Source organism: Nocardioides fonticola (assembly GCF_039536805.1).
In the GTDB taxonomy this organism is placed as follows: Bacteria; Actinomycetota; Actinomycetes; order Propionibacteriales; family Nocardioidaceae; genus Nocardioides; species Nocardioides fonticola.
The window spans coordinates 1-13,178 of the sequence record NZ_BAAAZH010000037.1; the positions used below are offsets into that span (position 1 = coordinate 1).

Annotated in this window: 10 protein-coding genes; 6 read left to right on the top strand and 4 right to left on the bottom strand. The window is 71.8% G+C overall.

Going from position 1 to position 13,178, the window contains the following annotated elements; translation table 11 throughout:
- On the top strand, window positions 1–1,983 hold a 1,983-nt coding region (locus ABD671_RS21995), incomplete at its 5' end, for an Ig-like domain repeat protein (RefSeq protein WP_344735669.1).
- On the opposite strand, the gene ABD671_RS22000 is transcribed toward ABD671_RS21995, so the two are convergent.
- Window positions 1,961–3,118, bottom strand: coding sequence for an XdhC family protein (locus ABD671_RS22000; protein ID WP_344735670.1), 1,158 nt, complete (start codon window positions 3,116–3,118; stop codon window positions 1,961–1,963). The genes ABD671_RS21995 and ABD671_RS22000 overlap by 23 nt on opposite strands.
- 170 nt (window positions 3,119–3,288) lie before the next feature.
- On the opposite strand from ABD671_RS22000, the gene ABD671_RS22005 reads away from it, so the two are divergent.
- Complete coding sequence (locus ABD671_RS22005; protein ID WP_344735671.1) at window positions 3,289–4,332, top strand: NAD(P)-dependent alcohol dehydrogenase; 1,044 nt, start codon at window positions 3,289–3,291, stop codon at window positions 4,330–4,332.
- A gap of 37 nt (window positions 4,333–4,369) precedes the next feature.
- On the opposite strand, the gene ABD671_RS22010 is transcribed toward ABD671_RS22005, so the two are convergent.
- A complete protein-coding gene (locus ABD671_RS22010) occupies window positions 4,370–5,323 on the bottom strand; it encodes a helix-turn-helix transcriptional regulator (RefSeq protein ID WP_344735672.1) in 954 nt (317 codons plus the stop codon).
- Between the two features lie 224 nt (window positions 5,324–5,547).
- On the opposite strand from ABD671_RS22010, the gene ABD671_RS22015 reads away from it, so the two are divergent.
- From ABD671_RS22015 to ABD671_RS22030, 4 genes are all read left to right on the top strand, one after another.
- Entirely contained in the window at window positions 5,548–6,339 is a 792-nt protein-coding gene (locus ABD671_RS22015; RefSeq protein ID WP_344735673.1) for an SDR family oxidoreductase, read from the top strand.
- Between the two features lie 378 nt (window positions 6,340–6,717).
- Window positions 6,718–8,904: a DEAD/DEAH box helicase gene (locus ABD671_RS22020; protein WP_344735674.1), complete on the top strand. Its 2,187-nt coding sequence runs from the start codon at window positions 6,718–6,720 to the stop codon at window positions 8,902–8,904.
- Between the two features lie 118 nt (window positions 8,905–9,022).
- Window positions 9,023–9,916, top strand: a complete 894-nt coding sequence (locus tag ABD671_RS22025) for an endonuclease/exonuclease/phosphatase family protein (protein ID WP_344735675.1) — start codon at window positions 9,023–9,025, stop codon at window positions 9,914–9,916.
- 36 nt (window positions 9,917–9,952) lie between these two features.
- Window positions 9,953–11,272, top strand: coding sequence for an endonuclease/exonuclease/phosphatase family protein (locus ABD671_RS22030; protein WP_344735676.1), 1,320 nt, complete (start codon window positions 9,953–9,955; stop codon window positions 11,270–11,272).
- 19 nt (window positions 11,273–11,291) lie between these two features.
- Here ABD671_RS22030 and ABD671_RS22035 read toward each other — a convergent pair whose 3' ends face one another.
- Window positions 11,292–11,651, bottom strand: coding sequence for a YidH family protein (locus tag ABD671_RS22035; RefSeq protein WP_344735677.1), 360 nt, complete (start codon window positions 11,649–11,651; stop codon window positions 11,292–11,294).
- Between the two features lie 31 nt (window positions 11,652–11,682).
- The gene (locus ABD671_RS22040) at window positions 11,683–13,122 is read right to left on the bottom strand and encodes a hypothetical protein (protein ID WP_344735678.1); all 1,440 of its coding nucleotides are present in this window, start codon (window positions 13,120–13,122) and stop codon (window positions 11,683–11,685) included.
- Window positions 13,123–13,178 lie beyond the last annotated feature (56 nt).

The window sequence follows — 13,178 nt, forward strand, 5'->3', positions numbered from 1 at the left end:
AACTCGGTGGGTGGTTCGCGGAATCTGGGGGCTACGGGTGGCGCGTCGGGTCAGCCGGTGACGTTCGCTGTCGCTGCTGGGACGACGAACGACGCGTGTGTGATCGTGGCGGGTCGGGTGGAGTTCCGGCATGCGGGGACGTGTGTGGTGACCGCTGACCAGGCCGGCACGGACGACTACGAGCCGGCGGCGACCGCGACCCAGGTGGTGACGGTCGCCAAGGCTGCTGCTGGTCTGGCTGTGACGGCTCCGGGGGCTGCGACGGTGGGGGAGTCGTTGGTGTTGGTGCCGCGGTCGGATTCGCCGGCGCCGGTGTCGGCGACCAGTGACCGTCCGGGTGTGTGTTCGGTCGACGGTTTGAAGGTGACCTTCGATCACGCGGGAATCTGCATCGTATCGTTGAGCCAGCCGGAGACAGCTGACTTCATCGCGGGCGTGACAGGTACGGGGTCGATCACGGTCGGCAAGGCGGCGCAGGTGATCACCGGGTTCGCTCCGGCAGGTGCGGCGGTCGTGGGTGGTGCGTCGGTGGATCTGTCGGCGACCGGTGGTGCCTCGGGGAACCCGGTGACGTTCGCGGTGTCGGGGGAGACGACGAACGGTGCGTGCACGCTCGGTAGTGGGCCGTCTGGTTCGACGGTCTCGTTCGTGCATGCGGGGTCGTGTGTGGTGACGGCCGATCAGGCCGGGAACACCGACTACACCGCTGCTTCGCAGGTGAAGCGGACGATCGTGGTGGGCAAGGCCTCGCAGACGATCTCGGGGTTCAGTCTGCCGGGGTCGGCGCCGATCGGGGCGCAGGTGGCGTTGGCGGCGGTCGGTGGTGCGGGTGGTGCTCCGGTGGTGTTCTCGGTGGCGTCGGGGACCACGAATGCTGCGTGCACGATCAGCGGTGCGACGGTCTCGTTCGTGCATGCGGGGACGTGTGTGGTGGCTGCTGATCAGGCCGGTACGGCTGACTATGAGGCGGCCTCGCAGGTGGTGCAGGCGGTTGCGGTGGCTCGGAATCCGCAGAGTCTGGTGTTCTCGTTGCCGGCGACGGCGTCGTTGGGTGGTTCGGCTGACCTGACGGCGACGGGTGGCGGTTCGGGTCAGTCGGTGGTGTTCAGCGTGGATCCGTCGACCACGAACGCGGCGTGTGTGATCGATGGAGCGGTGGTGCGGTTCGTGCACGCGGGGTCGTGTGTGGTCGCGGCGTTCCAGGGCGGGACTGCTGACTTCGAGGAGGCGCGCACCCTCGCCACGGTGAACGTGGAGCGGGCGCCGACGGTCACGTCGGTGTCGGTGACCGGTACCCAGATCCGGGCGTTGGTGCGGTCGACCGATGCGTCGTTGGGTTCTGTGGTGGGGACGCCGAGTGGTCAGGTGCAGTTCCTGGTGGACGGCGTCCTGCTCGGCACGGCCGCACTGAACTCTGATGGGGTCGCGGTGCTGGATGCGGTGGTCCCGGCTGGTGAGCATCTGGTGGTGGCGCGGTATCTGGGTGATGGTGATTTCGCGGCCGGTGTCGGTGACTATGCGACGTCCTCGGGTGAGGTTGTGCGCACCGATCCGGTGATCACCGCGACCGTGACGAGTGCGCGGGCGATCTCGGCCAGTGGTTGGTATCGCTCGCCGGTGACGGTCAGCTTCGTGTGTACCGCTGGTTCGGGTGCGCTGGTGGGGGCGTGTCCCGCCCCGGTGGTGATCGGCCGGTCGACCAAGGGCCGCACGGTCACGGGCACGGTGTTGGCCGATGACGGTGGCCGGGCCACGGTCACGACCGAGGTGGTGAAGGTCGACCTGGTCAAGCCGAAGGTCCGGATCAAGGGCCTGGCTGCTGGTGCTGCCGGGAAGCCGCGGTGTGTGGCCAGGGACAAGACGTCGGGTGTGGCCTCGTGCCGCCTGAAGGTCCGCACCCATCGTGACCGGGTCGTCTACATCGCGATCGCGAAGGACGTGGCCGGCAACACCACCAAGGTCAGGAAGACCGTCCGACGCTGAGATCCAGGGGGAGGTTCGGGCCGTGCACCGGGGTGTCCAGCACCCGCAGGGGCCGGCCCGAGCCGCCCCACTGGGCGGCGACCAGTTCGGCGGCGATGCTCACCGCGGTCTCCTGGGGGGTGCGCCCGCCGAGGTCGAGTCCGACCGGACTGGAGAGCCGGGTCAGCTCCTCGTCGGTGACACCCGCCTCCCGCAGCCGCTCCAGCCGGTCGTCGTGGGTGCGCCGCGAGCCCATGGCCCCGATGAACCCGATCGCGGGCAGCCGCAGCGCGACGGTGAGCAGCGGGACGTCGAACTTCGGGTCGTGGGTGAGCACCGCGAGCGCCGTCCGCGCATCGATGCGGCCGGCCTCGTGCTCGGCCGCGAGGTAGCGGTGCGGCCAGTCGACGACCACCCGGGCCGCGGCCGGGAAGCGTTCGGGCGTGGCGAACACCTGCCGGGCGTCGCACACGGTGACGTCGTAGCCGAGGAACGCACCGACCTGGGCCAGCGCAGCGGCGTGGTCGACCGCACCGAAGATCAGCAGGCGCGGGGGCGGCGCGAACACCTGCACCAGCACCCGCATGCCCAGGCCGCGGCGCTCGCCGTCGACGCCGTAGGTCAGCGTCGCGGACCGGCCGGTGGCCAGCACGCCCTCGGCGTCGTCGTGCACCGCGGCGTCGCGACGTGGCGATCCGAGGCTCCCGGACGGCGCGGCGTCCGGTTCGATGAGCAGGCGCCGTCCGACGACCTCATCGTCCGGGTGCTCGACCACCGTGGCGATCGCGACCGGCCGCTCGAGCGCGACGAGCTCGGCGAGGCGGTCGAGATCGGGGAAGGTGGACGGCGAGACCGCCTCGACGAAGATCTCGATCTCGCCGCCGCAGGTCAGACCCACCGCGATGCCGGCCTCGTCGGCGATGCCGTACTGCTCGCGGGCCGGCCGGCCCGAGGAGATGACCTCGAGTGCCGTCTCGTAGACCGCGCCCTCGACGCAGCCACCCGAGACCGAGCCCACCACGGTGCCGTCGTCGCGCACCAGCATCGCCGAGCCGACCTCGCGCGGCGCCGAGCCGCGGATCGAGGTGACGGTGGCCAGCGCCGCCGTCCGCCCGGAACGCCAGCACTCGAGGAGATCGGACCAGGGTTCACGCACGCCGCCACGATAGCCAGGATGTGACCTGAGCCTCACCAGGCGTCCATCCCACCCCAACGGTGCGGCCGCGGAGGGAACAGCCCGCCGCCCGCGGGCGGTTACGACCCTTCGGACATCCGACCGGACATCACACCCGTCCGGCACCGCCCATCCGATCCATGAGGAGAGACATGGTCACCGTCAAGGCTTACGCCGCGCCGTCCGCCACCGAGCCGCTGATCCCCACCACGATCGAGCGCCGTGAGGTCGGGCCCACCGATGTCGCGATCGCCATCCGCTACGCCGGCATCTGCCACTCCGACATCCACACCGTGCGCGGCGAGTGGGGCAAGGTGCCCTACCCGCTGACCGTCGGCCACGAGATCGTCGGCGAGGTCACCGCCGTCGGCGCCGACGTCACGAAGTTCGAGGTCGGCCAGCGCGTCGGCGTCGGCTGCATGGTCAACTCCTGCCGCGAGTGCGAGAACTGTCTCGCCGGCGAGGAGCAGTACTGCCTCGAGGGCAACATCGGCACCTACGCCGCGAAGGACGTCGACGGCACCATCACCCAGGGCGGCTACTCCGAGGCGATCGTCGTCGACCAGGACTTCGTGCTGCGCGTGCCCGAGTCGATCCCCTACGAGGCCGCCGCCCCGCTGCTGTGCGCCGGCATCACCACCTACTCCCCGCTGCGCCACTGGGAGGTCGGCCCCGGCTCGAAGGTCGCGGTCGTCGGCCTCGGCGGCCTGGGCCACATGGCCGTCAAGATCGCTCACGCGCTGGGCGCCGAGGTCACCGTGCTCTCCCAGTCGCTGAAGAAGCAGGAGGACGGTCTGCGCCTGGGTGCCGACCACTACTACGCGACCTCCGACCCCGACACGTTCCCGGCGCTGGTCAACACCTTCGACCTGATCGTCAACACCGTCAGCAGCGCCGACCTCGACTTCAACGCCCTGCTGCGCACGCTGCGCCTCAACGGCACCATGGTCAACGTCGGCGCCCCGCCGGAGCCGATCTCCGTCGGCGTCTTCAACCTCTTCGGCAACCGCCGTCGTCTCGCCGGCTCCGGCATCGGCGGCATCCGCGAGACCCAGGAGATGCTCGACTTCTGCGCCGAGCACGGCATCGCCTCCGACGTCGAGGTGATCAGCGCCGACCAGATCAACGAGGCCTACGAGCGGGTGCTCGCCTCCGACGTCCGCTACCGGTTCGTCATCGACACCGCGACGCTCTGATCTGGTCGTCGGCCTGACCGCGTCGGCCTGACGCGTGTCACATGTCGGGCGAAACCTGATGTTGTGGGGCGAAGTTTCCCCCCACAACATCAGGTTTCCCCGGCTGACCGGGGAAACCTGACGCCTCCCCGGCCCGCCCCGCACCCACCGCGGACGCCGTCCACGAGGCGAGCAGCCGCAGATTCTGCTCCGAGGTGCTGCCCGGCTCGGTGGTGTAGACGAAGAGCGTCTGATCGGGGTCGCCGGGCAGCGTCATCGCCTCGTAGGCGATCGTGATCGGCCCGACCACCGACTCCATCCGCTTGGTGCCGTGGGTGCGTTCGACGACGCGGTGGTCGGCCCACCAGCGCCGGAACTCCTCGCTCTTGACCGCCAGCTCGCCCACGAGCTCCCCCAACCGCGGGTCGTCGGGGTGCCGCCCGGCATCCAGGCGCAGGGTGCCGACGACCTCGGCCGCCACCTGCTCCCAATCGGGGTAGATCTCGCGCGCCCGTGGGTCGAGGATCATCCACCGGGTCTTGTTGCGCTCGCGCACCGGCATCGCGTCGAAGTCGGCGATGAGCGCCTTCGCGAGCCGGTTGGCCGCCAGCACGTCGGTGCGGCGTCCCAGCACGAAAGCCGGGTGGTCGACGAAGGAGTCGAGCATCCGGTGCACCGACGCGCGGACCCGCTGCACCTCGGGGGTGCCGCGGCGTCCGGTGGGACGGGGCCTGGCCAGATCGGCGAGGTGCGCCCGCGCCGCCGGGTCGAGCCGCAGCGCGTTCGCCAGCGCCTCGACCACCGAGTCGGACGGCGTGTGGTGGCGGCCCTGCTCCAGGCGCGTGTAGTAGTCGGCGCTCACGCCGGCCAGCAGCGCGACCTCCTCGCGACGCAGGCCGGCCACACGGCGTCCCGGCGTGGTGGGGAGGCCGACCTCGGCCGGGGAGACCGCGGCGCGGCAGGCGCGCAGGAACTCGCCGAGTTCGGTGTGCGCGGTCGCCGGAGTGCCCATGCCTCCCATGGTGCCCCGTCGCCCGCCCCGCGCCGCACCCCGAGAGGGGGTACGGCGTTCCCAGGCACGCCGTACCCCGGACCAGGTGGGCCCGCTGCGGGCCACTCGGCGGCCGTCGGACGGCGCAGGGTGGAGAGGACGGCGATCGACCGGTCGCCGTCCCGCCCCCGGGCCCGGCCATGAACCGCGCCGCGCGCCCGGCCACGCACCTCGGAGGTAGATCCATGACCACCCAGCCCACCGCGTCCGCGACCCCCGCCCGCGACCTCGAGGGCCGCGTCGCCGTCGTCACTGGTGCCTCGAGCGGCATCGGCGCCGAGACCGCCCGCGAGCTCGCGGCCCGCGGTGCCGCCGTCGCGCTCCTGGCCCGCCGCGCCGAGCGCCTCGAGGAGCTCGCCGCCCGCATCGAGAAGGACGGCGGCCGCGCGCTCGCCGTCCCCGCCGACGTCACCGACGCCGCCGCCATGCGGGCCGCGCGCGAGACGATCGTCGCCGAGCTCGGTCGCCCTGCGATCGTGGTGAACAACGCCGGGGTCATGCTCCCGGCGCCGATCGAGCAGCACCTCACCGACCAGTGGCAGCGCCAGATCGACCTCAACATCTCGGCCCTGATGACGACCATCGACGTGTTCCTCGACGACCTCGTCGCCGCCGGGACGGCGGGCGGCCCGGCCGACCTCGTCAACATCTCCTCGATCGCCGGGGAGAACCTCTTCGGCAACTTCGCGGTCTACAGCGGCACCAAGGCGTTCGTGACGCACCTGTCGAAGCACCTGCGCATGGAGCTCGGCCCGAAGCGCGTGCGGGTCAGCGCGATCGCCCCGGGCGTGGTCTCGACCGAGCTGCAGAGCCACGTCACCGACCCCGGCGCCCAGGAGTGGCTCGAGGGCGCCGCCCAGTCGATGGAGCTGCTCCAGCCCGAGGACGTCGCCGCCACCATCGGCTTCGTCGTCTCCCTGCCGCGCCACGTCAACCTCGAGCGGGTCGTCATCATGCCGACCGAGCAGACCGCCTGACCCCGGCCGCTCCGGGTCCGCGCCCACCCGGGCCGGACCTGGGGGGCGAAACCTGATGTTGTGGGGCGAAACTTCGCCCGACAACATCAGGTTTCGCCGGCTGACCGGGGAAACCTGCACGCCCCCGTCCCCAGGATTCCCGCCCCACCGCCCCCGCCGCGCTACAGTGGTCGCGGCTGCACGCCCGCCGACGCACGATCCCCCAGCCGTCGCGGTCCGCGGCCGCTCGGCCGCCTGCGTCGCCCGACGTTGCGGCCGCCCGGCGTCACCGCAGTGACGCCGTCGTCGCACCCGGATTCCCGGCGTGCGTCGTCGTACCGCGCCGGACCCGACGCGGTGCCGAGCCCGGCGCGGGTGCGTCGGTGGTCAGGAGGAGCAGTGGCTCGAGGCGGTCAGCGCCAAGCGGGTGGTCAGCGCAACGGCGCGCGCAAGCGTCGCGGGCGCGAGCTCGACAACGAGGGCCTGATCCCGGTCCTCGCCCGCGCCGTCCGCGAGGTCGAGATCGCCGTCCAGCGGGGCCGGGTCGACTCCCGAGCGCGGATGACCTTCCAGGTCATCGCGCTGCTGGTGCGTGAGGAGCGCGGTCGCACCAAGACCGACACCGAGCTCACCGAGGCCCAGCGCGCCGAGCAGATGAAGCGCCTCGACGGCATCGCCACGATCCTGGCCAAGACCGCCGCCCGCGAGGCCACCCTGCTCGCCCTCCTCGCCGAGGAGACCCAGCTCTCCGAGGGCGCGAAGGCGCTGCGCTCGGAGATGCTCAAGGCCGCCGGTCTCGAGCCGATCCTCGAGGTCCCCGAGGCCGAGACGGACGCCGAGGGCGGCGAGGTCGCCGTCGAGCGCCGCGTCGTCCCGCCGTCGGTCATCGCCCGACGCCTGGCCAACCCGTTCCTCGTGCCCGACTTCTCCGGCATCGTCCCGGGGTCGGGCCAGGCCAAGCGCCTGGCCGGCTGGGAGCTGCTGGGCCCGCTGTTCCGCTCCTTCGAGTACGTCGGCGGCGGCGCTCCGGCGTGCATGCCGCTGCCGGCCGCCGAGTCGCTCCACCTCACCGGGCGGCTCCCGGCGGGCCTCGAGCTCATGCCGCACCAGGCGCAGATGATCGGGGCGGCGGCGTCCGGCCACCGCACCTTCCTGCTCGCCGACGAGCCGGGTCTCGGCAAGACCGCGCAGGCCCTGCTGGCCGCCCAGGCCGCCGACGCCTACCCGCTGCTGGTCGTCGTCCCGAACGTCGTGAAGACCAACTGGGCGCGCGAGGCGCAGCGGTGGACGCCGCAGAAGCCGGTCACCGTCATCCACGGCGACGGCCAGTCGGTCGACGGCTTCGCCGACATCGTCGTCGTCAACTACGAGGTGCTCGACCGCCACGTGGGCTGGCTGGGCGAGTTCGGCTTCCGCGGCATGGTCGTCGACGAGGCCCACTTCATCAAGAACAAGACCTCCCAGCGCAGCCAGCACGTGCTCCAGCTCTCCGAGCGCATCCGGGCCCGCACGCCGCGGCCGCTGCTGATGGCGCTGACCGGCACCCCGCTCATCAACGACATCGAGGACTTCCGCGCCATCTGGCAGTTCCTCGGCTGGATCGACGAGATCCGGCCGCTGGGCCAGCTGATGGACAAGCTGGAGGCCACCAACCTCACCCCGGCCGAGCCGGCGTTCTACGGCGCGGCCCGCAACTGCGTCATCGAGATGGGCATCGTGCGCCGCCGCAAACTCGACGTCGCCGCCGACCTCCCCGCCCGCCGCATCGCCGACCTGCCGGTCGAGCTCGACGAGGGCATCGGCCGCTCGATCCGCGAGGCCGAGCGCGAGCTCGCCCGTCGCCTGGTCAACCGCTACTACACCGCCCTGGAGACCCGCACCTCCGGCGTCGTCACCGAGGGCATCGACCACGAGCTCGTGCGCCGGGTCGCCGGCTGGGAGCTCGCCGACGCAGCCGACCGCAAGGACGGCGAGAACGTCTTCACGATGGTGCGGCGCATCGGCCAGGCCAAGGCGGGCCTTGCGGCCGACTACGCAGCCCAGCTGGCTCGCAACGTCGGCAAGGTCGTCTTCTTCGCCAAGCACATCGACGTCATGGACGTCGCCGAGGAGACCTTCGAGCGACGCGGCCTGCGTTACGCCTCGATCCGCGGCGACCAGACGCCGAAGGCGCGGCAGAAGGCCATCGACGACTTCACCACCGACCCCGAGGTGCAGGTCATCGTCTGCTCGCTCATGGCGGCCGGCGTCGGCCTCAACCTGCAGGTGGCCTCCAACCTGGTGCTCGCCGAGCTGCCCTGGACCGACGCCGAGCAGACCCAGGCGATCGACCGCATCCACCGCATCGGCCAGGAGGAGCCGGTCACGGCCTGGCGCGTCATCGCCGCGCAGACGATCGACACCCGCATCGCCGAGCTGATCGACTCCAAGGCCGGTCTGGCCGCCCGGGCGCTCGACGGTTCGGATGAGGAGATCGCGGTCTCCGCGGACATCCAGCTCGAGGCCCTGGTCACCCTGCTCACCACTGCTCTCGAGGAGGAGGCCGCGGCCGGTCCGCGCCGCGTCACCCACCTGATCCACGGCTAAGCCGCGTCGGTGACGCCTACCGATCCACAGATCGGTAACAACCGACCCACACAACTGCTCAGAACTGCCTCAACCCGCCCCCTCCGCTGCCGATACGGATCAGCGGAGGTGGTCACGGATGACCCTGAACTTCCGCACAGGACTGTGCTCCCTCATCGCCCCCCTGCTCGCGATGATCCCCCTGATCCTCATGGCGCCTGCGCCCGCCCAGGCGGCACGTGGGGCGTCCCGTGGCGACTCCGAGCTGCGGGTCGCGACCTACAACATCCGCTCCGATCGCACCGTCGAGCAGTTCGCCGCGGGCGTCACCGCGCTCCAGCCGCGGGCCGACGTCATCGGCCTGCAGGAGATCGGCATGACCGCCAAGCACTGGTGGCTCGACGAGGACTCCGGCTGGGACTCCTACAACCCGGAGTACTACCAGCAGGAGCCGGTGATCTGGAACCCGGACGTCTTCAGCTTCGTCAGCGCCCGCGGCGCCCTGCTCGCGCGTCGCAACGGCATCGTGAAGAACCCCTGGCAGCGCACCGACTGCTGGGCCACCGTCGTCCGGCTGCGCCACCGGCCCACGGGGCGGCTGGTCACCTTCATCAACGTGCACCTGCAGTCCGCCGCGGTGCGCGGCGGCGAGCCGAACCCCGATCGGCTCGACCTGTTCAGCCTCTACAAGCGGCAGACCGCCAACCTGGTGCTGATCTACCTGGCCGAGAAACTGCTCAACCCGTTCGGCCAGGTCTACGTCATGGGCGACTTCAACGCCGGCTACAACCAGGACCTCCGCACCGGCCTCGGTGCGCTCCCGCTGCAGCGGCTCACCCCGCTCGGCCTGCGCTCGATGTGGGAGGACAGCGCCGCGGCCAAGCAGCGTCGCGGCACCATGAAGGACGCCGACGCGCTCATCGACCAGGTGTGGTCGCCGACCGCGCCGGAGCGGGTCCAGATCGCCGACGACATCACGATCTCCGACCACTACCCGGCCATCGCGACGTATGCGATCCGACCGATCGGATGAACTCCGCGGACGCGTCATCGCGCCTACCCTGGTGCGATGACGCGTCCCGGCCCGCGCCCCGCCCTCCGCCTGCTCCTCACCGGAGCGGCGCTCGTCGTCCCGCTGCTGGCGCCCGTCGGCGCTCTGAGCGCGGACGCCGTCCCGGCCGCGCCGTCGTCGTCCCGGGCGACGACGGTGGGTCCGAGCAGCCTGCGGTTGGGCACCTACAACATCCGCTCCGGGGTGTCGGTGGCCGACTTCAAGAAGGCCGTCGACGCCATGAAGCCGCGGGCCGACCTGATCGGGTTCCAGGAGCTGGGCCGCAACGAGAAGAACGCCTATCTGAAGGCCGACCACGACTGGGGCTACTACCGGCCGCCGGCCACGCAGCAGAACCCCGTGATCTGGCGCCGCGACCTCTTCGACGTCGTCTCCTCCCGCGGCTACCTGCTCACCCAAGCCCGTGACCTGGGCGGAGAGCTCGGCGCCGCCGACGAGACCGACAACTGGGCCACCGTCGTCCGGCTCCGTGAGCGGGCCAGCGGCCAGGTCTTCTCCTACATCAACGTGCACTTCGTGCACGGTGCGGTGCAGGCCGGCAAGCCGACGCCGGGTCGTCCGCGCACGTTCGCGCTCTACGTCGACCAGGTGAAGGCGGCGGCGGAGGTGGTGAAGGCCGAGCGGGCGGTCAGCCCGACGGTCTACATCGGCGGCGACTTCAACATCGGCTACAAGGCCGACGACAAGGTGCGCGACAAGCGCCTGCCCTACCGGCGGTTCACCGCGCTCGGCATGACCTCGATCTGGAAGGGCAGCCCCTACCTCGAGGCCAAGAAGGGCACCCACGCCGACGCGCTCATCGACCAGATCTGGACCACCGCGGCACCGGCCTCGGTGCACATCGAGCGCGACATCACCGAGTCCGACCACGTGCCGGCCGCCGCCACCTACGACCTGGCGCAGGCCGACGGCTACACGCAGGCGGCCGTCGGCACCATCGGCTTCAAGGACACCGCGGTGGCCGTGCAGGAGTGCAACAAGACCTGGCAGCACCCGACCTTCCGGTTCAAGGTCGACCTCGGCGACCCGGAGATCGGGTACGTGCGCGACGCCCGCATGGTGCCGGGCAGCGCGCCGGCGTCCGTGGTGCGGAAGTACGACTTCTCCGCTCTCTGGGACGACGACCCGAGCACCAACACCCTCACCGTCGAGATCAACCCCGACAAGATCGCCCAGGGCGACCGCACCTTCGACGTCCAGCTGATCGACCCGGTCAACGCCGACCTCATCACCGGGCGCGACGTCGTCCGCGCGACGATCCTCGACGACGACGCCGAGGGCAGCGGCTACCCGAAGTGCACCGCCCCGCCGAAGTGACGGCAGCGCGGCAACGGGCTCAGTCGACCAGCAGCACGACGGCGAGCACGACGGCCACGACCACGATCGAGCCGGTCATCAGCAGGCCGAGCCCGAAAGCCGGCAGCGGTTCGCGCAGTCGCATCGCGCGCTCGACCCGCGCCCACCGCAGGTAGGCCACCGCGGTCGTCGTCGCACCGAGCCCGACCAGCACCACGATCAGCACGTCGCGCACCGCGCTCGAGCCGGGCAGGCCGAGGGAGTGCAGTGCCACGGCGCCGGCGATGATCGCCAGGGAGGTGCGGATCCAGGCCAGGAACGTGCGCTCGTTCGCGAGGCTGAACCGCGGGTCGGGTTCGTCGCCGTGGTCGTAGACCCAGTGCGGACGCCGTTCGGTCACGGCCGGTTCCTTCCTCCGTCGGCCCGCGCCGCTAGGACGCCGGCGCGGTGTCGTCGTCGATGTGGGCGCTGCCGACACCCTGCCACCAGTACACGGCGCGGGTGATCTCGGGGGTCGCGTCGATCAGCGCCTCGAGCGTCGTCGGGCTGCGCAGGCCGAGGGTGGTGAGGGCGTGGGAGCGGATGTCGGGGGCCGAGGTCGTGCGGGCGATGTCGGCGACGGCGGCGCCGTGGGCGTCGTCCAGCGCCGCGGGGCAGCCGCGCAGGGCGGCGAGCGCCCCCACGCGCACATGCGGTCGGGTCTCGGCGATGGCCCGGGCCGCGACGTCGCGCCGGCCGGGGGAGCCGAGGGTGAGCAGGGCGTCCCAGGCGCGGGTGGCCACGAGGTCGTTGTCGTCAGCGGTGAGCTCGAGCAGGCGATCGGCGACGACCGCGTGGTAGGGGCTGGCCGCGATGAGCCGGCCGGCGGCGGCCCGGCGCGGTTCGTGCACGTGGGAGAGCAGTTCGTGGATGAGGTGCTCGAGCATCCGGTCGGAGTCGCTGCCGACCCGGCTGGTGGCGTCCTGGGTCTGGGTCGCGATCGAGCGGGCCAGCGACCGCCCGACCTCGGTGGGCATCAGCTCGGCGTACTGACGGGCCTGCTCGACCCTGCTGCGCAGCAGCGGGTCGCGCACCTCGGCGACGAGCGCGTCGTAGGCGTGCGGCGGCAGCTGGGCCACGAGGTCGAGGGCGTTGACGAGGAGGGCGGGGTTCGGGGCGCCGAGGATGCGCCGGCGTCCGTGGGCCTCCAGCTGGACGACGGTGGTGGGGTCGAAGTGCGAGCGGGCGAGCTTCGCGGCCGCCACCGACAGCGCGCCGTCGCGCACCGGACGCACCTCGACGCCGAGGAGTCGTAGGACCAGCTGGCTGGCGGCCTCGGCGTCGATCTCCTGCAGGAGGCTCAGCATGGGGGCGGCGACCTGCACGTCGGGGTGCAGCAGCCATTCGCCGAGCGCGCGCACCATGTGGCCCTGGCCCTGGGGGTGCTGCACCAGCACGACGCACGCCTCGTAGCGGCGCAGCTGATCGGCGCCCGACGTGCGGGCGAGCTCCCCGATGAGGCGCGAGCACAGCACGCGCCACCCGGTGCGGGGGAGGAAGACGTACTCGAAGCGGGAGAGCTCGACCGCCAGCCGCAGCCAGTCGCCGCCGTTCATGCGCGGCCGGGCGGAGGTGGCGAGTTCGAGGAGGTTCTCCAGTTCGGCGGCGCCGCGGGCGGCGTCGTCGGTGTAGACGCCTGCGTCGGGGCGGGCCGAGCGGCCCCCGCCGGCCCGCTGGACGGCGCGGGCGGTGGCCAGCAGCGAGCCGGAGGGCAGGCCGAGGATCGACTCGTAGGCCAGGACGACGCGTCCGGGCACCGGCTGGGTGCCCGACTCCCAGCGGCTGACGCGGCTCAGATCGGCCGCGATGCCCCGTTCGTTCAGGCCGGCCACGAAGGTCGTACGACCTGCGGCCGCCTGGTCGGGGTGGTGCAGACGGGTGGTGGCGA

Excerpts from the sequence above, each read along its gene's own strand:
- ABD671_RS22005 (WP_344735671.1), top strand. The coding sequence starts at position 3,289 with ATGGTCACCGTCAAGGCTTACGCCGCGCCGTCCGCCACCGAGCCGCTG.
- ABD671_RS22010 (WP_344735672.1), bottom strand. The coding sequence starts at position 5,323 with ATGGGCACTCCGGCGACCGCGCACACCGAACTCGGCGAGTTCCTGCGC.
- ABD671_RS22015 (WP_344735673.1), top strand. The coding sequence starts at position 5,548 with ATGACCACCCAGCCCACCGCGTCCGCGACCCCCGCCCGCGACCTCGAG.
- ABD671_RS22025 (WP_344735675.1), top strand. The coding sequence starts at position 9,023 with ATGACCCTGAACTTCCGCACAGGACTGTGCTCCCTCATCGCCCCCCTG.
- ABD671_RS22030 (WP_344735676.1), top strand. The coding sequence starts at position 9,953 with ATGACGCGTCCCGGCCCGCGCCCCGCCCTCCGCCTGCTCCTCACCGGA.